The organism is Williamsia sp. SKLECPSW1, from assembly GCF_054332755.1.
In genome coordinates this window covers 2,295,408-2,314,082 of the sequence record NZ_JBTGLI010000001.1, presented here as the reverse complement: position 1 = coordinate 2,314,082, position 18,675 = coordinate 2,295,408, and the positions used below count along the sequence as shown (strand labels likewise).

At 69.7% G+C, this 18,675-nt stretch carries 20 protein-coding genes and 1 pseudogene; 12 read left to right on the top strand and 9 right to left on the bottom strand.

Annotation, left to right across the window (positions count from 1 at the left end):
- Nucleotides 1-81: 81 nt before the first annotated feature.
- The 6 genes and pseudogenes from ACXVUM_RS10805 (at nucleotide 82) to mnhG (ending at nucleotide 6,796) form a co-directional block, all read left to right on the top strand.
- Nucleotides 82-3,036: a Na+/H+ antiporter subunit A gene (locus ACXVUM_RS10805; protein WP_458521787.1), complete on the top strand. Its 2,955-nt coding sequence runs from the start codon at nucleotides 82-84 to the stop codon at nucleotides 3,034-3,036.
- The gene (locus ACXVUM_RS10800) at nucleotides 3,033-3,632 is read left to right on the top strand and encodes a Na(+)/H(+) antiporter subunit C (RefSeq protein WP_458521786.1); all 600 of its coding nucleotides are present in this window, start codon (nucleotides 3,033-3,035) and stop codon (nucleotides 3,630-3,632) included. Before ACXVUM_RS10805 ends, ACXVUM_RS10800 begins: the two co-directional genes overlap by 4 nt.
- Nucleotides 3,629-5,236 carry a Na+/H+ antiporter subunit D gene (locus ACXVUM_RS10795; protein ID WP_458521785.1) on the top strand — a complete coding sequence of 536 codons (1,608 nt, stop codon included), beginning with the start codon at nucleotides 3,629-3,631 and terminating at the stop codon, nucleotides 5,234-5,236. Before ACXVUM_RS10800 ends, ACXVUM_RS10795 begins: the two co-directional genes overlap by 4 nt.
- Entirely contained in the window at nucleotides 5,233-6,036 is an 804-nt protein-coding gene (locus tag ACXVUM_RS10790) for a Na+/H+ antiporter subunit E (protein ID WP_458521784.1), read from the top strand. Before ACXVUM_RS10795 ends, ACXVUM_RS10790 begins: the two co-directional genes overlap by 4 nt.
- A pseudogene (locus tag ACXVUM_RS10785) lies at nucleotides 6,033-6,287 on the top strand (monovalent cation/H+ antiporter complex subunit F); the annotation flags it as partial. The gene ACXVUM_RS10790 and the pseudogene ACXVUM_RS10785, both read left to right, overlap by 4 nt.
- Nucleotides 6,288-6,457: 170 nt before the next feature.
- The gene (mnhG, locus tag ACXVUM_RS10780) at nucleotides 6,458-6,796 is read left to right on the top strand and encodes a monovalent cation/H(+) antiporter subunit G (RefSeq protein ID WP_458521783.1); all 339 of its coding nucleotides are present in this window, start codon (nucleotides 6,458-6,460) and stop codon (nucleotides 6,794-6,796) included.
- A gap of 167 nt (nucleotides 6,797-6,963) precedes the next feature.
- Here mnhG and ACXVUM_RS10775 read toward each other — a convergent pair whose 3' ends face one another.
- Nucleotides 6,964-7,251 carry a hypothetical protein gene (locus ACXVUM_RS10775; protein WP_458521782.1) on the bottom strand — a complete coding sequence of 96 codons (288 nt, stop codon included), beginning with the start codon at nucleotides 7,249-7,251 and terminating at the stop codon, nucleotides 6,964-6,966.
- Here ACXVUM_RS10775 and ACXVUM_RS10770 point away from each other — a divergent pair.
- Entirely contained in the window at nucleotides 7,220-8,350 is a 1,131-nt protein-coding gene (locus tag ACXVUM_RS10770) for a PucR family transcriptional regulator (protein ID WP_458521781.1), read from the top strand. The genes ACXVUM_RS10775 and ACXVUM_RS10770 overlap by 32 nt on opposite strands.
- A 15-nt stretch (nucleotides 8,351-8,365) precedes the next feature.
- Here ACXVUM_RS10770 and ACXVUM_RS10765 read toward each other — a convergent pair whose 3' ends face one another.
- The 4 genes from ACXVUM_RS10765 to ACXVUM_RS10750 all read right to left on the bottom strand — a co-directional run bounded on the left by ACXVUM_RS10765 (nucleotide 8,366) and on the right by ACXVUM_RS10750 (nucleotide 11,291).
- Nucleotides 8,366-9,526, bottom strand: a complete 1,161-nt coding sequence (locus tag ACXVUM_RS10765; RefSeq protein ID WP_458521780.1) for a glutamate--cysteine ligase — start codon at nucleotides 9,524-9,526, stop codon at nucleotides 8,366-8,368.
- Complete coding sequence (sodC, locus tag ACXVUM_RS10760; protein WP_458521779.1) at nucleotides 9,523-10,239, bottom strand: superoxide dismutase[Cu-Zn]; 717 nt, start codon at nucleotides 10,237-10,239, stop codon at nucleotides 9,523-9,525. The genes ACXVUM_RS10765 and sodC overlap by 4 nt, the downstream gene beginning before the upstream one ends.
- 130 nt (nucleotides 10,240-10,369) lie before the next feature.
- The gene (locus ACXVUM_RS10755) at nucleotides 10,370-10,897 is read right to left on the bottom strand and encodes a LytR C-terminal domain-containing protein (RefSeq protein WP_458522848.1); all 528 of its coding nucleotides are present in this window, start codon (nucleotides 10,895-10,897) and stop codon (nucleotides 10,370-10,372) included.
- 25 nt (nucleotides 10,898-10,922) lie between these two features.
- The gene (locus tag ACXVUM_RS10750; protein ID WP_458521778.1) at nucleotides 10,923-11,291 is read right to left on the bottom strand and encodes a DUF3263 domain-containing protein; all 369 of its coding nucleotides are present in this window, start codon (nucleotides 11,289-11,291) and stop codon (nucleotides 10,923-10,925) included.
- A gap of 168 nt (nucleotides 11,292-11,459) precedes the next feature.
- On the opposite strand from ACXVUM_RS10750, the gene ACXVUM_RS10745 reads away from it, so the two are divergent.
- The 3 genes from ACXVUM_RS10745 (at nucleotide 11,460) to ACXVUM_RS10735 (ending at nucleotide 13,979) form a co-directional block, all read left to right on the top strand.
- The gene (locus ACXVUM_RS10745) at nucleotides 11,460-12,071 is read left to right on the top strand and encodes a peptide deformylase (RefSeq protein WP_458521777.1); all 612 of its coding nucleotides are present in this window, start codon (nucleotides 11,460-11,462) and stop codon (nucleotides 12,069-12,071) included.
- Nucleotides 12,068-13,042 carry a GNAT family N-acetyltransferase gene (locus ACXVUM_RS10740; RefSeq protein WP_458521776.1) on the top strand — a complete coding sequence of 325 codons (975 nt, stop codon included), beginning with the start codon at nucleotides 12,068-12,070 and terminating at the stop codon, nucleotides 13,040-13,042. Before ACXVUM_RS10745 ends, ACXVUM_RS10740 begins: the two co-directional genes overlap by 4 nt.
- 109 nt (nucleotides 13,043-13,151) lie before the next feature.
- Nucleotides 13,152-13,979 carry an FAD:protein FMN transferase gene (locus ACXVUM_RS10735; RefSeq protein WP_458521775.1) on the top strand — a complete coding sequence of 276 codons (828 nt, stop codon included), beginning with the start codon at nucleotides 13,152-13,154 and terminating at the stop codon, nucleotides 13,977-13,979.
- On the opposite strand, the gene ACXVUM_RS10730 is transcribed toward ACXVUM_RS10735, so the two are convergent.
- Nucleotides 13,967-15,271 (bottom strand): HNH endonuclease, encoded by a 1,305-nt coding sequence (locus ACXVUM_RS10730; RefSeq protein WP_458521774.1) that lies wholly within the window; start codon nucleotides 15,269-15,271, stop codon nucleotides 13,967-13,969. The genes ACXVUM_RS10735 and ACXVUM_RS10730 overlap by 13 nt on opposite strands.
- A gap of 296 nt (nucleotides 15,272-15,567) precedes the next feature.
- Here ACXVUM_RS10730 and ACXVUM_RS10725 point away from each other — a divergent pair, with 296 nt between their 5' ends.
- Both ACXVUM_RS10725 and ACXVUM_RS10720 read left to right on the top strand, forming a co-directional pair.
- The gene (locus ACXVUM_RS10725) at nucleotides 15,568-15,945 is read left to right on the top strand and encodes a hypothetical protein (RefSeq protein ID WP_458521773.1); all 378 of its coding nucleotides are present in this window, start codon (nucleotides 15,568-15,570) and stop codon (nucleotides 15,943-15,945) included.
- A gap of 4 nt (nucleotides 15,946-15,949) precedes the next feature.
- A complete protein-coding gene (locus ACXVUM_RS10720; protein WP_458521772.1) occupies nucleotides 15,950-16,489 on the top strand; it encodes a CHAP domain-containing protein in 540 nt (179 codons plus the stop codon).
- 1 nt (nucleotide 16,490) lies between these two features.
- On the opposite strand, the gene fmdA is transcribed toward ACXVUM_RS10720, so the two are convergent.
- The 3 genes from fmdA to ACXVUM_RS10705 all read right to left on the bottom strand — a co-directional run bounded on the left by fmdA (nucleotide 16,491) and on the right by ACXVUM_RS10705 (nucleotide 18,674).
- On the bottom strand, nucleotides 16,491-17,744 hold the full coding sequence (gene fmdA / locus ACXVUM_RS10715) for a formamidase (RefSeq protein ID WP_458521771.1): 1,254 nt from the start codon (nucleotides 17,742-17,744) through the stop codon (nucleotides 16,491-16,493).
- Nucleotides 17,745-17,795: 51 nt separating this feature from the next.
- Nucleotides 17,796-18,077, bottom strand: a complete 282-nt coding sequence (locus ACXVUM_RS10710) for an FmdB family zinc ribbon protein (RefSeq protein ID WP_458521770.1) — start codon at nucleotides 18,075-18,077, stop codon at nucleotides 17,796-17,798.
- A 138-nt stretch (nucleotides 18,078-18,215) separates the two neighbouring features.
- Nucleotides 18,216-18,674, bottom strand: coding sequence for an N-acetyltransferase family protein (locus ACXVUM_RS10705; RefSeq protein WP_458521769.1), 459 nt, complete (start codon nucleotides 18,672-18,674; stop codon nucleotides 18,216-18,218).
- Nucleotide 18,675 lies beyond the last annotated feature (1 nt).

The window sequence follows — 18,675 nt, the reverse complement described above, 5'->3', positions numbered from 1 at the left end:
ACTCGTCACCGCGGATCAGCAGCAGCATCAGGCAGCGCGGCCCGTGACACCCCGCCCACGCCGGACGAGACGGAGTGCCCTGTGATCGCCATCCTGCTCGCGCTGGCCGCCACGGCCGGCGCGGCACCCGCGATCCTCTCCTGGCTCGGACGCCGCGGCTTCTACGTCCTCGCGCTCGTCCCGGCCGCGGCCACGGTCGTCGTGCTCACGCGCTGGCCCACCGACCGCGATCCCTGGGTGGAGCGGGTCTCCTGGGTGCCGGCGCTGCGGATGGACATCGACCTCCGGATGGACACCCTCGGGGCCGTCATGTCGGTCCTCGTCCTGGGCGTCGGGGCACTCGTCCTCTGCTACTGCGCCGAGTACTTCGACAACGACGACGAGACGACCGCGCGGCACCGGGTGCGGCGTCGCGTCGCGGGGTTCGGGGCCGAGATGGTCGCGTTCGCCGCCGCCATGTTCGGCCTCGTCGTCAGCGACAACATGATCGTCCTCTACATCTTCTGGGAGGCGACCACCGTCCTGTCGTTCCTGCTGGTCGGCTTCTACGCCCAGCGCGCGACTTCGCGTCGTGCCGCCACCCAGGCGCTGCTGGTCACCACGGCGGGCGGGTTGGCGATGCTGGCCGGGATCATCATCCTCGGCGAGCGGGCGGGCAGTTACCTGCTCTCCGCGGTGATCGCGTCCCCGCCGTCGGGGACCGCGGTCACCGTGGCGATCGTGCTGATCGTCGTCGGCGCGCTCAGCAAGTCGGCGATCGTGCCGTTCCACTTCTGGCTCCCCGGTGCGATGGCCGCCCCCACACCGGTCAGCTCGTACCTGCACGCCGCCGCGATGGTGAAGGCGGGCATCTTCCTCATCGCCCGCCTCGCGCCGGGGTACTCGGACCTGCTCGCCTGGCAGATCCTGTGCGTCGGGCTGGGCGGCCTGACCATGGTCCTCGGCGCCTGGCGGTCGTTGCGCGAGTTCGACCTGAAACTCATCCTCGCCTTCGGGACGGTCTCCCAACTGGGTTTCCTCATGGTCCTGGTGGGCGTCGGGGACGCGAACGTCGCGCTGGCCGGCGTCGCCATGCTGATCGCCCACGCCCTGTTCAAGGCGTGCCTGTTCATGGTCGTCGGCATCATCGACCACCAGACCGGCACCCGCGACATCCGCAAACTGGCGCGGTTGGGCTCGGCGGCACCGGCACTCGCGATCATCGCCACCCTGGCGTCGGCGAGCATGGCCGGTCTCCCCATCACGATGGGCTTCATCGGAAAGGAGGCGGCACTCGCCGCCCTGCTCGGGTACTCCGGCGTGGGCGGCTGGGAGGGCGGCGTCCTCACCGCGGTCGTCGTCGTCGGATCGGTCCTCACGATGGCGTACACGGTCCGCTTCCTGTGGGGCGGCTTCGGTCGCAAGGTGCAGACCACACCGAGCGCGGCCGTCGCACGGATGCACCAGCCGTCACCGCTGTTCGTGGTCCCCGCCGCACTGCTCGCCGTCGCCGGTGTGGTCGCCGGGTTCCTCGCCTCGCCGATCGGCGACGTCCTCGAGCGGTACGCGACGACACTGCCCGCACACGGTCACGAGATCGAGCACCTCGCGATCTGGCACGGGTTCACCCCCGCCCTCGGCCTCACCGCGATCGTCGTCGTCGGCGGTGTCACCACCTTCGTGGTCCTGCGCGCCCGGCGTCGCCGCCTCGGGTTCACCACGCCGCCCCTGGGCAACGCCGACCGCATCTACGACGCGGTGCTGCGCGGAGCCGACGTCGCATCGCTGGCGCTCACCCGGGTCACCCAGACCGGTTCGCTCCCCGTCACCCAGGGTGTCGTGATGGTGACACTCGTCGTCACCCCGCTCGTGGCACTGTTCCTCGGCAACCGGAACCGGTTGTCGGTGGCCGGTTTCGACTCGCCGATCCAGATCATCATCGGCGTCATCATGGTGGCGGCGGCCATCGCCGCGACCATCCTGCGCAACCGTCTCGCCGCGACGCTCATCGTCGGGATCACCGGTTACAGCTGCGGCATGATCTTCGCGTTCTACGGTGCCCCCGACCTCGCACTCACCCAGTTCCTCGTCGAGACCCTCAGCCTGGTCATCTTCGTCCTGGTGCTGCGCAAGCTCCCCGCCGAGACCGAGAAGCGGCACCTCACCGGCTTCCGCCCGCTGCGGGCGCTGATCGCGCTGTCCTTCGGTGTCCTGCTGGTGGTCGTCGGCCTGTTCGCGGCGGCGGCCCGCACCGGTCCGGGCGTCGCCTCCGAGCTCCCGCGTGCGGCCTACGAGTTCGGCGACGGCGCGAACGCGGTCAACGTCCTGCTGGTCGACATCCGCGCGTGGGACACCCTCGGCGAGGTGTGCGTGTTGCTCGTCGCGGCGACCGGGGTGGCGTCGATGGTGTTCCGGCACCGTCGCTTCGGCGCCGCCCCGCGTGTCGCCGACGCGGCGCGCCACCAGGGTGCCGACCCGGAGACCGTCGACGAGGACACGTCGAGCACGCCGCCCGAACCGCCGATGCCACTCGCCCGCACCACGTGGTTGCGCGGCAGCGAACTCCGTGACCCGCGGCACCGGTCGATGGTGCTGGAGGCGACCACTCGCCTCATCTTCCCGACGATGGTGGTGCTCTCCCTGTACTTCTTCTTCGCCGGTCACAACTCACCCGGCGGCGGTTTCGCCGGGGGTCTGACGATGGGCATGGCACTGGTGTTGCGGTACCTCGCCGGCGGTCGCTACGAACTCGGCGAGACCATCCCGTTCGACGCCGGTCGCATCCTCGGCGTCGGCCTCGCCTTCGCCGCCGGTACCGCCATCGTGTCGGTCCTCCTGGGCGCACCGGCGCTGTCGTCGGCGACCGTGGAGGTCACCCTGCCCGTCCTCGGCGACATCAAGTTCGTCACCGCCCTGTTCTTCGACCTCGGTGTGTACCTCATCGTCGTCGGACTCGTGCTCGACGTGCTCCGCAGCCTCGGTGCCCGCCTCGACATCGAGGAGACGGCGACCACGTCGCCGACGGGCCACGCGGGCGAGGTGGTGACCACCCCATGACCGTCGACCCCACACCCGTGAACCTCGGACTGCTCGTCGTCGTCGGGCTCGTCGCCGCCTGCGGTGTGTACATGCTGCTCGAACGCAGCCTGATCCGGATGCTGTTGGGCCTGTTGCTCGTCGGCAACGCGATCAACCTCATGATCATCGTGCTCTCCGGCAGCATGGGGAACCCGCCCATCTACGGTCGCCGATCCGACAACCGGGGCGCCGACGCCGACCCTCTCGCCCAGGGCATGGTGCTCACCGCGATCGTCATCACCATGGGTGTGGCGGCATTCGTGCTGTCGCTCGCCTACCGCTCGTTCACCATCAACACCGACGACGACGTGCCCGACGATCCCGAGGACAAGAAGGTCTCGGCGCAGTCGTTGTCGGACGCACCGGACCGCGACCGCAGCGACGACCCGCTCACCGGCGTCGACACCTCCGCGGGCGACATGTTCGACGACGAGGGCAACCCGTTGTCGCAGGAGCAGATCCGCGAACGCAAGCGCAGCCACATCGAGGCCGACCTCATGCCGTCGGACGACGACTCCGACACCGACGACCTCATCGACGACGAGTCGCTGCTCGACGAGGAGCGGAAACGATGAGCGTCGACCGGTCGTGGTTCGCGACCCTCATCGTGCTGCCCACGCTGCTGCCCATGCTGGGTGCGGCCCTCACGCTGGTGATGGGTCGCAGCCCCCGCGTGCAGCGGGCGGTGACCATCGGCGCCATCGGCGGCGCGTTCGTCGCGTCGTGCCTGCTGCTGTACCTGACCGACAGGCACGGCACCTACGCCCTGCACATCGGTGGATGGGATTCCAAGGGGACGGACAACGGTCCGCTCGGCGTCACCCTCGTGGTCGATCAACTCTCGGCGCTCATGTTGGTCGTCTCGACGATCGTCCTGCTCTGCGTCGTCCTCTACGCCGTCGGACAGGGCATCCGCGACGGCACGACCGAGCAGCCGATCTCGATCTTCCTGCCGACCTACCTCGCGCTGACCGCGGGCGTCTGCAACGCGTTCCTCGCCGGCGACCTGTTCAACCTGTTCGTCTCGTTCGAGGTGCTGCTCGCCGCGAGCTTCGTGCTGCTGACGCTCGGCGCCAGCCCCGACCGCGTGCGGGCGGGCGTGTCCTACGTGATGGTCTCGATGGTCTCGTCGCTGATCTTCCTCGCGGGCATCGGATTCGCCTACGCGGCGACCGGCACCCTCAACCTCGCCGAGATGGCGGTGCGTCTGCAGGACGTCCCCGAGGGCACCCGCACCGCGCTGTACGCCGTGCTGCTGGTGGCGTTCGGCATCAAGGCCGCGGTGTTCCCGCTGTCGACCTGGCTGCCCGACTCCTACCCCACCGCCCCGGCGCCGGTCACCGCCGTGTTCGCGGGCCTGCTGACGAAGGTCGGTGTGTACGCGATCATCCGTGCGCACACGCTGCTGTTCCCCGGCGGCTCGATGGACTCGGTGTTGCTGATCGCGGGCCTGTTGACGATGCTCGTCGGCATCCTCGGCGCGATCGCACAGGCCGACATCAAACGACTGCTGTCGTTCACCCTGGTCAGCCACATCGGCTACATGATCTTCGGTGTGGCGCTGTCGTCGCGGTTCGGACTGTCGGGCGCGATCTACTACGTGGCGCACCACATCCTCGTGCAGACGACGCTCTTCCTGGTCGTCGGTCTCATCGAACGGCAGGCCGGTTCGGCCTCGCTGCGCCGACTCGGCGGACTCGCCGCGAGCCCCCTCCTCGCGGGCCTGTTCCTGATCCCGGCCCTCAACCTCGGTGGCATCCCACCGTTCTCCGGGTTCATCGGCAAGGTCGCGCTCATCGAGGCCGGCACCCAGGACGGCAGCGTGCTGGCCTGGATCCTCATCGCCGGCTCCGTCGTCACCAGCCTGCTCACGCTGTACGTGATGGCGCGTGTGTGGACCAAGGCGTTCTGGCGGCCCCGCGCCGACGCCCCCGAGGGCGATCTCGCCGACAGCCGGCCGTCGGCCCTCGTCGACGAGGAGGGCGACGTCTCGTTCGGCGACCGCGCCGACGTCGGACGCATGCCCATCGGCATGGTCGTCCCGACGATGATGATGGTCGTCGCCGGTCTCGCCCTGACGTTCTGGGCCGGCCCGATCTTCGACTTCGCGTCGAGCGCCGCGGTCGACCTGAGCGATCGCGGCGTCTACCTCACCGCCGTGTTGGGAGGCCCTCGATGAGCCGACCGATGGGCCCGACACCGACGAAGGGCCGGATCCGGGGATCACTGCACCATCTGTGGCGGGTCGGGTTCATGTTCTTCGCCTGGCACGCCACACGCGGTGGGGTGTGGGTGAAGAACCACGCGCACCTCGTGCGGTGGTTCGGCGCGGACGGGCGTGAGGTCGCCGTCCGGTTGTGGACGATCGCGTGGCTGACCTTCGTGTGGGTGCTGCTGTGGGGCACCATCTCGTGGGCCAACATCCTCGCCGGCATCGCGGTCGCCGTTCTCATCCTCGTGCTGCTGCCGCTCCCCCGCGTGCCCGTCGAGGGCCGCATCCACCCCGCGACCGTCCTGCTGCTGGTCGCGCTCCTCGTCCGCGACTTCTTCGTCTCCAGCGCCGAGGTGGCGTGGCTCGCCGTCCGACCGGGACGCGCACCGCTCAGTGCTGTGCTGCGTGCCCGCGTGGCGATCAAGTCCGACATGGTCCTGACGCTGGCGGTCGACTACATCAACCTCGTGCCCGGGACGATGGTCGTCGAGATCGACCACCGCCGTCGCCTCCTCTACGTCCACCTCATCGACGTGTCGTCGGAGAAGAAGGTCCGCGACTTCCACGCCCAGATGGCGCGTGTGGAGCGACTGTTCATCCGGGCCTTCGAGCGGGACAGCGAATGGCACCCCAGCCCGTACCACGGTCTGGACGAGGAGTTCCACCGCCCGTTGCCGACGCCGCTCGTCACCCGACCGTCGACCGAGGCCCCGTCGACCGGGGCCCCTTCGACCGGGACCACCGCCCGAGGAGGTGAGGGCCGATGATCGTCGTGTGGATCGCCGCCGCCGCCATGTTGTCGGCCGCGGCCGCGATCACGATGCTGCGGGTGCTCGCCGGACCGGGCACCCTCGACCGCCTGGTCGCTCTGGACACCCTCATCGCCCTGTCGATGTGCAGCCTCGCCGCCTGGGCGGCCTACAGTCTCGACTCGACCGTCGTCCCGGCGGTCGTGGCGCTCGCCCTGCTCAGCTTCGTCGGCACCGCGGCGATCGCCCGCTTCCGTGTCCGCGACGACGTCGTCCGCGTCCTCCCGCCGCGGGACGAGACCGCGTACGCCTCCGACGAGGACGTCCCGGAGACCGTCGTCGGCACCGATGTCGACGCCGACATCACGTCCGCGAGTCGCGCGGACAGCGCACTGGACGCGGCCGACGGCGTCCCCGAGGAGAAGGGCGGTGACCGCGGATGATCTCCGACATCGTCGTCGCCGTCCTCGTCCTGACGGGATCACTGCTGGCACTGACGGCCGCGATCGGTGTGCTGCGGTTCCCCGACACCCTCACCCGCATGCACGCGACGACCAAGCCGCAGACCTTCGGTCTCCTGCTCGTGCTGATCGCCGCGATGATCCGGCTCTCGGGCAGTGTCGATTTCGGCATGCTGGTCCTCTCGGGCCTGTTCGCACTCGCCACCGCGCCGGTGGTCGCCCACCGGATCGGCCGACTGGCCTACCAGGAGCAGCGTGTCGCCGACTCCGAGGGATCTGCGACGCGCCCGCGCGACACCCGCGACCGCCATGAGTGAGGCGTCGATGCGAGATGTGTGCGGTTGGTCCCTTTGCCCGCCCGCCCGGATCCGTTATGGTTCACGTCACAGTAACGTCGTCTCACGCTGTGGGGGATGAGCGGCGAACGACCGGGGAGGGTCACACCATCATGACGTCGAACAGCGGCGCCCAGGACACACGATCGTCAGGGCTCACCATCACCGTCGCGGGCAGGCCGGCATCGCGGCCCCTCGCCGACATCAACGCGCTGGCCGCGCAACTCGTCGGTCACTTCGCCGACAACGTGGCGCCGTGCCACACGTTGCCCGGGGAACAACTCCACGGTGACGTCACCGCGGTGACGCAGACGTGCCTGCGGATGGCCGTCGACGTGCTCGACCAGGGCACCATGCCCGACGAGGCCCAGCTCGCGCAGCTGCGCGAGCTGGGCCTCGTCGGGCATGGTGCCCTGGTCGAGCACGTCGACGACCATCCGCAGCCACGTCTACGTCACCGCGGTGACGCAGACGTGCCTGCGGATGGCCGTCGACGTGCTCGACCAGGGCACCATGCCCGACGAGGCCCAGCTCGCGCAGCTGCGCGAGGCCTCCGCCCAGTGGGCCCGTGAGGGCGTCCCGCTCGACACCATCATCCACACGTACCACGAGGGCATCAAAGTCGGTTTCGACCTCATCGCCGCCCAGGCGTCGGAAGCGGACCTCCGCAGCCTGATCTCGGGGTTCCGGCTGGTCATGGCCCTGCTCGACACCTTCACCGTCGCCGTGTCGACGGCGTATGTGGAGGAGCACCACCTCGTCGCCGGCCAGCACCACTCGGCCACCCAGACCCTGATGTCGGCGCTCCTGGCCGGCCACACCGCGTCGGCCGTCGCACGCCAGACCGGTCTGCCGGTCGCCCAGCACTACCAGGTGGTGTCGATGGCGATCGCGCCCCACCCCGACGAGCTCGACCCCCGGGTCAACACCAAGATCGCGGCCCGCCGCAAGCTGCGTCGTGTCCAGTCGGCGATCGCGTCGCTCTTCCACGGCCGTGCGCTGTCGCTGCTGTCGAACAAGGGCGGCACCGTGCTCATCCCCGCCGACGGCGACATGCCGCGCCTGACGAGCGCGCTGCTCGAGGAGATCAGTGCCACCGCCGAGGCGCCCATCATCGCCACCCAGTCGACCGGCCCGACGGACACCATCCCGAGCCTGTCGGAGGAGACGCACGAACTGATGGACCTCGTGCGTGCGATCCGTCGGCCGCCGGGGCTGTACGAGATGCAGGATCTGCTCATCGAGTACCAGATCACCCGTCCGGGGCCCGCCCGCGATCACCTCGCCGCGACGCTCTCCCCGCTGGAGAACCATCCCGAACTGCTCGAGACGCTGCGCGTCCACCTCGACACGGGCCTCAACCGCAAGGGCACCGGACGTCGGATGCACATCCACCCGAACACCGTCGACTACCGGCTCCGTCGGATCACCCAGACCACGGGCATCGATCTGTCGCTGCCGGAGGGCATCTCGCGAGCGCACATCGCGCTGCTGGCCCTCGACCTCGAGCAGCAGGCGACCCGGCCCTCGTCCTGACGGTCGGTGCCGGCGTCAGCCGCGGTCGAGTTCGGCGACGACCGCGGCGACGACGTCGGCCATCCTGCCGGTCCGTTCGAGGACCGCGCGCTGCCGCTGATAGGACCCCTTGCCGGTGATGATCGAGGTGACAGAGGCGAGTTCGGTTGCGCAGCCGAGCCGTTCGGCGACAGGGCTCAACCGCTCGACGATGTCGGCGAGGTCGTCGGTGACGAGGCGTTCGGAGCAGTCGGCGTCGGTGATGATCACCGCGTCGAGTCCGTAACGCGCCGCCCGCCACTTGTTCTCCTGCACCAGCCACGGCGCCATCTCCCGGGGGAGGGTCCCGGCCATGAAGTGATCGTCCAGATCGACGACGAGACAGTGGATCAGGGCGACGATCGCGCCCAGCTCGGCCGGCGAGGAGACCCCGTCGCAGACACGCACCTCGACGGTGCCCAGGCGTGGGGACGGGCGGATGTCCCAGCGGACCTCGTTGATGTCGTCGATGATGCCGGTCGTCTTCTGGTCGGCGACGAACGCCTCGAACTGATCCCACGTCGAGAACTGGAACGGCAGGCCGGCCGTCGGGAGCTGCTGGAACATCATGGCGCGGTTGCTGGCGTAGCCGGTGTCGGTGCCCGACCACATCGGAGACGACGCCGACAGTGCCAGCAGGTGCGGGTAGTACGCGAGCAGTGCGTCGACGATCGGCAGCACCTTCTCCTGCCGGTCGATCCCGACGTGTACGTGGACACCCCAGATGAGCATCTGGCGTCCCCACCACTGGGTGCGTTCGATGAGTTCGGCGTAGCGCGGTGAGTCCGTGAGCTGCTGGGTGGACCACTCGCCGTAGGGGTGGGTCCCCGCTCCGAAGAGGTCGACGCCGATCTCGTCGGCCATGCCGGAGACGACGCGCAGGGTCGCACGCAGATCGTCGATCGCCTCGGCCGTCGTGGTGCAGACACCCGTCACCAGTTCGACGGTGTTGCGCAACAGCTCTCGGTGGACCCGTTGTCGCAGCGCGGGGTCGTCGTGCGCGACGACCTTCTCGAACAACGCGGCCGCCGAGTTCGACAGCTCACCGGTCACCTTGTCGACCAGCGCGAACTCCCACTCCACCCCGATGGTCGGCGCCGGTGACCCGCAGAACGCGATCGGTTCTGGTGTGACGCCCCCGCCGGGTGGGGTGATCACCCCTGTCCGATGACCCCGCAGGCGACGCGCGACCCTGCATCACCCGTGGCGAGGGTCTCGCTGTCGGGGGCGGGCGCATAGCGGGTCGGGATGTTGGCGAAGTTGTCCGGGCCCGAGTGGATGATGATCGACTTGCCCTGGATGTCGGCGAGGGTGACGGCGTCGGTGGTGGTCACCGTCTCGCCGCGACCGTTGCCGTCGACCATGATCGACACCAGGTCGCCGCTGGCCGGATGGCCGGTACGACCGTCGACCTGCAGGTGGCCGCCCGCGGAGAGGAACGCGCCGGGTGCGCCGCCGGTGGGTGCGACGCTGTTGTTCTCGCACTTGCCCACCGAGTGGATGTGCATGCCGTGGAAGCCGGGGGTGACCCCGCTGGTGACGGTGACGTCGACGCGGACGGCGTCCGAGCCGGCGCTGGTGAACGTCGCGGTCCCGACCTGGCTGCCCGAGGGCGAGATGAGCGACGCGGTGAGCCCCGAGCTCGACTCGGACTGGCCGGTGCCGGACCCCGACGGCCCGTTGCCGGGCTCGTCCACACCGAGACCGCCGGGCGCCTGGTCACCGGTGATGACGGCGGGGGTGGTGCCCGGCGTCGAGGTGGGCTCCTCACCCGAGTTGCACGCCGAGAGGACGGCGCCGAGGGCGGCGGCCGTGGCCAGAGCTGCGGTGACGCGGCGGGCGGTACGGCGGTGGGTCGACTGGAACGTCATCGCTGGTGGATCTCCCTCGCGTGCAGGCGCCGGGCCTGGCCGGATGTGTCCCGGCGATCATATCGGTGGCACGCGGCCGGTCGGCCACCCACCTTCGGGCGGCGCCGAGGGTGGCGGGGTGGCCTCGGACTCAGCGGGTGAGGACGACGACGGCGATGCCGCCACGGCACTCGGTGAACGCCGACGGACGGGCGTCGACACTCGCGTCGTTGCCGAGGTCGGACGCGACCTGCTGGGCCTGCGTGCGCTGCGACGGTGTGTAGAACACCGTGTTCTCGGTGATGCTCGAGGTGGAGAGGTTGCCGGGGGCGCTGGTGCGATATCCCTTGGCCTTGAGTTCGTCGGTCACCTCGACGGCGAGACCGGTCACGGTGCCGGCGTTGAAGACGCAGACCAGGGGGCCCGACGACGAGGCGCTGCTCTCCCCTGCCGCACCCGGAACAGCCGACGACGAGGTGCTGCCCGTGCTCGTCGAGGGCGCGGAGGTGGTGGCAGACGTCGTCTCCGACGCGGCTGCCGCACGCAGGTCGGCTTCCGGGCTGCTGTCCGAACTGGCCGCCGAATGCCACCCGAGACCGACGAAGACGACGGCGACCGCCAGCAACAGCATCGCGCCCGCGCGCAAGGGCAGGCGGTTGGAGTCGCGGTCCGGCGTCATCACGGGCGCCACTCTACAAACAGAGTCAGGTGATCTCGAAGCCGAGACGGCGGGCGGCACGCGCCTTCTGCCTGCTCGCACGCAGACGACGGAGACGCTTGACGAGCATCGGGTCGACGGCGAGCGCCTCCGGGCGGTCCACGAGAGCGTTGAGCACCTGGTAGTACCGCGTCGCCGAGAGGCCGAAGAGTTCCTTGATGGCCTCCTCCTTGGCCCCGGCGTACTTCCACCACTGGCGCTCGAAGGCGAGGATGTCGTGGTCGCGGCGGGTCAGCCCGTCCGGTCCGACGGCGTTCGCGTCGACCTGACCTTCGGGTCCCTGGGGTGTGGTCGTGTCGGCGGGAGACGGCTGATCGGCCGTCCCCTTCGGGCTACGCGCGGTTGCGCCGTCCATCTCGCTCCCTCGAGGTACACACTGCGGACACATCGGGTGCACGACACGTCTGTCGTGGACGAGTTACACCGATGTGTTTCACGGAGTATCTAATCACGGTCGCGGCCGGAATCCCGGGTGCGCCGCGGGCGAGCCGACCCGTGAGATGTCCCGAGTAATCTCTCGCGCATGGCGATTCTCCCCATCTGCATCGTCGGTGAGCCGGTGCTCCACGAGCCCACGTCGCCGGTGGAGCTCGACGCCGACGGCCGGCCGCCCGCCGACGTGGTCGCTCTGATCGACGACATGTACGAGACCATGGACGCCGCACACGGTGTCGGTCTCGCGGCCAACCAGGTCGGTGTGGGTCGACGGTTCTTCGTCTACGACTGCCCGTCCGGCGAGACACGTGCGTCCTCGCGCACCCGCGGCGAGGTGATCAACCCTGTGCTCGAGACGTCCGAGATCCCGGAGACCATGCCGGATCCCGAGGACGACGAGGAGGGCTGCCTGTCGGTCCCGGGCGAGCAGTTCCCGACCGGCCGGGCCGACTGGGCGCGCGTGACCGGGGTCGACCGGACCGGGGCAGAGGTCGTCGTGGAGGGGACCGGCTTCTTCGCGCGCATGCTGCAGCACGAGACCGGTCACCTCGACGGCCTGCTCTACGTCGATGTCCTGATCGGCCGCAACGCCCGCGCGGCGAAGAAGGCGATCAAGCGCAACGGCTGGGGCACACCGGGTCTGACATGGACCCCCGGCGACGACCCCGACCCGTTCGGCCACGACGACCCCGACGAATGACCCCTCGTCCCGACGGGGCACCGGGCGACCGGGTCGTCGTGCGGTTCGCGAAAGGTGAGGGCGCCCCGGGTGACTGGCGCCGGGACCCGTCGGCGACCCGCACCGATGTGACCGGAGTCCTCGTATCCGTCGACGACGAGAACATCGTCGTCGAGCGCGACGGGGAGGACGTGGCGATCCCCGGCGGTCTCGTCCTCTCGATGCGCGTCCTGCCGGACCACGCGATACGCACCAGCGACATCCGTGAACTGGAGACCGCCGCCGCACGCGGGTGGCCGGGGATCGAGCAGACGGAGATCGAGGGCTGGCTGCTGCGCGCGGGGGGCGGCTACTCGCGTCGGGCCAATTCCGCTCTGCCGCTGCGGTTCGGGTCCCGAGCCGATGCCGCGACGATCGACGCGATCCGCCGCTGGTACACCGATCGCGACCTCCCGGCGAGGATCGCCGACGTGGACCGACTCCTCGCACCGGGCACCGTCCCCGACGGCACACCCGAGATCCGTGCGGTCGTGATGACGCGTGGGACGGGGCCGATCGGAGCGGGTTCGGCGATCGACGTCGTCGTCGCGGACGCTCCCTCCGACGACTGGCTGGCGGCCGTGATCGGCCACCGCACCGGACAGTTCGACGCGTCCGCCGCCGCCGACGTTCTGCGCGCAGTTCGCGACGGGGTCGCCATGTTCGCGTCCGTGCACGTCGACGGGACGCTTGTCGCCACGGGACGGGGCGCGATCACCGCCTCGTCTGCCGACGCCCCCGCGTGGCTCGGCGTGGCCTGCCTGTGGACGGATCCCGACCACCGCAACAGGTCCATCGGTGGGGCCGTGATCGACGCGTTGCTGCGTGGTGCCCGCGAGGCGGGATGCGGCCGGGCCTACCTCCAGGTCGAGCACGACAACCTGGGCGCTATACGGCTGTATCGACGCCTCGGTTTCGCTCGCCACCATGCCTACCGATATCTGACGATCTGACGTCGGAGACTCAGACCCAGATCACACCTGCTTCTCGGGCGGCTCACAGTCGACGGCCAGGTTCGCCGCGCACCGTGGTGTCACCACAACGAGAGCACAGGAGCCCGCCATGATCGCCACCGCACAACTCACCGGTCTCGGAACCGACATCGCGGTGTCGGTCACCGAACCCGCATCGCTCGATTCCGCGGCGCGCGAGGTGGCACGTCATGCGCACAACGTCGCGCTCACCGTCGACCGCTCCGACGCCGGGGCCGAGATCCACGCCGTCGACGCCGCCACGGGGACCCCGGTTCTGATCAGCGCCGTGCTCGAGCAGATCGTCACCCGCGCCTTGTACTTCGCGGACATCACCGACGGCGCCACCCAGGCGGTGCGCCGAAGCAGCATCCCCGACGACCGGTTCCTCACCCGCATGCGGTTCACGACCGACACGGCCGCCCCCGTCGTCATCACGACCGACGACGCGGTGCCCGTCTGGCATCGGCCGCGGCTGGGGTCGGGGATCCTCGAGGTCCCGATCGACGTCCGACTGGAGCTGATGGCGACCGGTCGCGCGTTCTTCGCCGACCACGCGGCCCATCGCGTCGCCGACCGCCTCCAGTGCGGCGTGATGGTGACGGTGGGTTCGCTCGCCGCCACCGCCGGCCACCCGCCGCTCGGTGGATGGCGCGTCGACGACCGGACACCGGAGATCCCCGACGGCTGGGCGCGTGCGGTCGTCTCCGCCGACGAACTCGCACATCTGCCGCGGGGCCCGTTCGAGTCGCGACCGCATTCGGATCTCGCCTCTGTGTGCGTCGTCGCCCGGGACGCGGCGACCGCGCAGGCCGCTGCCATCCTGACCCATGTCGATCCAGACCGCGCGCGGGCGTGGGCCGAGGCGGAGGACATGGTGGTGACCACCGCGCCGGTCCACGCCGCTCACGCCGCCTGACCCGAGTCGCGGTCGGCGGGAACACTGTCGTCGACCGGCGGTGCGCCGGGAGCCCGCGACAGGTGTTCGTGGCCGGTGGGTGTGCGGACGAGGGCTTCGTGTCGGCCGTGGTCGTCGAGGCCGGTGGTGACCTGCCAGCCGGGGTTCTCTTTCTGCCGGTTGTGAGTCCGACATTCACCGAGGCCGTTGAGGGCGTCCGTGGCGCCGCCGGTGTGATGGGGATGGGCGTGGTCTATCTCGGCGATCGGGGCGTCGCAATAAGGAATCCGACACGACACATCGCGGCGGGTCAGGAATTGGCGTAGGCCTGTCGGGAACAGCCGCGCCGTCGACTCCATCGCGACCAGCGCCCCAGTCTCCGGTACGGCGAACAACCTGCGCAGCGCGACGTGTGCGTCGTGGTCGAGTGCGTCGGCGATGAGATCGCGTGCGGTGGCGGCGGGGATCGGGCCGTAGCCGGGAACATCCGCCGCGGCGTCACTTGCACCGGTGAGAACGTCGGCGGGTATGACGACATCGACCGCGAGGGCGACTTTCGCCGGCACGGCCACACCGGTGAGGCGCCGCAGCAGGGTGTCGGCCATGACCTGGGCGTGGGTGCGGTCGTCGGACTGACAGATCAGGTCAGCTTGCTTCTTCAGGGCGGCGTAGGCGGCGATGCCCGCGGTCATCGGTAGCAGGGCGGACAGTTGCACCATTGCATCGGGTTTCGGGCGCAGGCTCACCCGCCGATCCTTCGGTGCCGAGGCGTTGCGATCGACCACGGCGTGCGGGTCACGGGAGTAGGCGATCCGCTTCGCGAGCGCCTCCACCGCACGATCACCCACACCGTCGAGCGTCTTGGGATCCGCGCACAGCGCGTTGTCGATCGCCCGACGGTCCTCCACCTGCAGATACGCGGTCTCGCGGACCAGGATGGTGGCCCGCCACTCCGACAGGGATCCGTCTCGGAGACGTGCGAAGGTGTTGGGCATCTCGCCCATCGCCCGCGCGAACCCCAGATACCGGCCACCGGCGTTACCCGACACCCGCCGCGCCAACGCCACCTCCGCCGACAACCCGCGACAGCGTCGCTCGACCGGTACACCCCGCTCGGCCTCCGCCGCGGACCGCAACTCCTGCAACCGCAGGGTCTGCTCGGCCTGTGTCGCCGCACACGCAGCTTTGACCGACTCCATCAGCGAGATGCGGTCGATCGCCTCGGCCTCATCATTCGCCGCCCCCAGCTCACCGAGCGCAGCGATCATCGCGCGCAGCGTCTCCCGCGCGTCGAGGGTGCCGGTGTGCTCCATACGCACATGTGTACACGAGGGGTCCGACAATCCTCGAGGCCCAAAAATGCTTGTGCACAAACACATTCACGACCCCGCACCCCCGTTTGTTGGGCGGCAGGAACCGTCGAGTGGGCGCTTCCCGACGTCGATTGGGCAGTTCCAGACGTCGACTGGGCGGTACCCGACATCGCCGAGCACCCAACCGCCCAACGAACGGTCCCAACCGCCCAACGAACGGGTCGCCCCCACTGGGCCCGACACCGGACGCGACGTTCACGGAAGAGTGCCCCGCCACCCGTCGTAACCTGACGGCGATGACGCTGCAGATGCCCACGCCACCCGACGAGGAGCGGCGACGTCGGACCCGCATCCTGATCGCGGTGGCGGCGCTGCTCGCGCTGATCGTCGTCGTGCTGTCGATCGGGGTGTCGTGTCGCGGCGGCGACGATCCCGTTCCCGCCGGCACCACGACGGTCACGAGCATCGTCCCGACGACCCCGGACGAGACGACGACGACCACCAGCGCGACGCCCACGACGACCGAGGACGCGCCTGCTCCGACCGTCGAGCAGCAACCGGCGCCGCCCGCCCCGAAGCAGCCACCGGGCCAGCAGAAGAAGCAGGACAAGCCGGGCGGACCGCGCGGCGGGCCTGCAGGCGACGAAAAGGGTGCGCCCGGTCCGCCGAGGTGAGATCGTGTCGCTCGTGGTGTCGATCATTCATCGCGCGGGCCGTCGATCCGCCCGCGCAGCGGTGGCGGCGCTGGCCGCAACCGCGTTCCTCGGGGTGGCGGCAGGCGTCGTCCCGGACTCCGTCGCGCCGACCGCCGGCGTCGCCGCCGCTGCTCCCGCGCCGCGAACGTTCGGGGCATCGGTCACCTACAACACCGGCATGCCCGGCCAGTGCACATGGGGTGCGATGGAGAAGTTCCATGCGTACACCGGCCGCTACGCAGCACTGGCCGGCAACGCCAAGGACTGGTATCGCAACGCCCGCGCGACCGGCTGGTCGACATCACCGGTCCCGCAGCCGAACTCGATGGTCGTATTCCAACCCGGCGTGCAGGGCGCGAGCCCCTACGGGCACGTCGGCTGGGTCGACCGCGTCGTACCGACCAGTCGCGGCGTGGCCGTGCACATCTGGGACATGAACGGTCCCGGTGGACCTTTCACCACCCGGTGGTGGTGGACGATCACCACCCCGGGGATGAGTTACATCCTCGCCCCGCACCGCTGATCTAGAAGCTGGAGTGCGGCGCTCCGATCCCGGGGTCGATGGTGACCGGCCCGGACGCACTCGGTGTGACCGGGAAGTCGAAGATCGCAGTCGGCAGGTACACGGTCGCGCAGGCGTTCGGGATGTCGACGACGCCGGACAACCGACCCTCGATCGGTGCTGCCCCCAACAGCAGATACGCCTGCTCGGGTGAGTAGCCGAACTTGGTCAGGTAGTCGATCGCGTGCAGACACGCCCGCTGGTACGCCAGATGCGAGTCGAGGTAACGCTGTTCGCCGTCGAGCGTCACCGACGTCCCCGAGAACGCCAGCCACTCCGAGAACTGCGGATCGGTGGTGCCGGGCATGAAGATCGCGTTCTCGCTGACGCCGTAGGTGCTCATGCCGTCCGGGATGATCTCGACGCGCAGGTCGATGAAACCGCCCATCTCGATGGCGCCGCAGAAGGTGATCTCGCCGTCGCCCTGAGAGAAATGCAGGTCGCCGACGGAGAGCTTCGCGCCGTCCACGAAGACCGGGTAGAAGATCCGGCTGCCCTTGGTGAGGTTCTTGATGTCCTGGTTACCACCGTTCTCGCGCGGCGGAGCGGTCCGAGCCGCCTCGGCCGCGGCAGCCTCGAACGCGTCGCCGGTGAGCGATCCGAGGATCGCGTCCTTCGGCAGCGGCGGAAGTGCCAGCGGCGGCACGCGCTCGGGGTCGGTCGCGATCAACGCGGCCTCACGGGTGTTCCACGTCGACAGCAGGTCCTTCGACGGCGCCGTCCCCATCAGCCCGGGATGGACGATCCCGGTGAACTCGACGTGCGGCACGTGGCGAGACGTGCAGCGCTGCCCGCTGAAGTCCCAGATCGCCTTGTACGCGTCGGGGAACTGCTCGGTGAGGAAGCCGCCGCCGTTGCGGGTCGGGAAGATGCCGGTGTAGCCCCAGCCCTGACCGGCGAGCGGTCCCGAGTCCTCCTGAGGGATCGGGCCGAGGTCGAGGATGTCGACGATCAGCAGGTCACCCGGCTTGGCGCCCTCCACGGCGATCGGCCCCGACAGCACGTGCACACCGTCGAGCGGCGCGTCGCGGATGTCGTCGGCGGAGTCGTCGTTGACGATCGCGCCGTCGAACCACTCGCGGCAGTGCACCCGGAACTCGTCGCCCGGCTTGACGGTCACCGCGGCGGGGATGTCGGGATGCCAGCGGTTGTGGCCGATCTTCTCCTGATCGGTGAACGACCGCGTGGAGTCCAGCGGGAAGATCAACTCGGGCACGGGTACTCCTCGGTCGGTGGGGTGGGTCGGGGATCTCGGGCGCGGGAGATGTCAGGGCCGGGGTAGTCGGCGGTGTCGCGGGTCGGTGGAGACGCGCCGCGGCGCGGCGCGGCGTCCGGGGACGTTCCCGACGACCGCCGGGCGCTCCGCGGTCGCGGCGGTCGCATCGAGGAGGCGAGTGGCCGTCGGATCCGATCCGACGCCGACCCCGGTGACGACACGCCGCGCGGGCGACGAGCAGGTGGCGCAGTCGATCTCGGCGGGAACCCGGGACATGGAGAACGAACGTTCGACGTCGGGGCACGTCGCACATCGGAAGACGTACAGCGGCATGGGGCTCCTGGGCGTGGTGGGTTCCTCGACGCTACGACCGACGGCCGGGGCTGTCCACACGAACGGGCCTCGTCGTCGGAACTCTCAGGGAGGTCGCGACGAATCTCACGGATCGTCAGGACGTCGATGCGCGGAGGGTCAGAGGGGATCGGCCTCGTACGTGATCCAGCCAGTGCGGGTTGCGACCCGTTCGTAGAGGCGTCGAGCCGGAACGTTCTCCGAAGCCGCGATCCAACGGACCACGCTCGCCTGCTGGTCACGTGCGATCTCGACAATCGCGCCTATCAGCTTCTGCGCGTGACCTCGTCCGCGTGCGGACTCCTCGCCGAACACATCGTCGAGATACACACCGAACGTTGCGCTGGCCGGTCGCGGAAACCACCGATAGACGGCGAAACCCACGAGTACCGACTCTTCGTCGACCACCAGACCCGAGAAGTCGACAGCGGGATCGACGAGCCAGCGCCACACGGTCTCTACGACGTCAGGGTCTGGTGGAAGTCTGTCGACATCCCGATACGCCGCGGAGAGTGACCGCCACTGCTCCGCGTCCTGGGTGTCACAGGCCTGATCGTTGCCACGCTTCGTCCCTTCCATC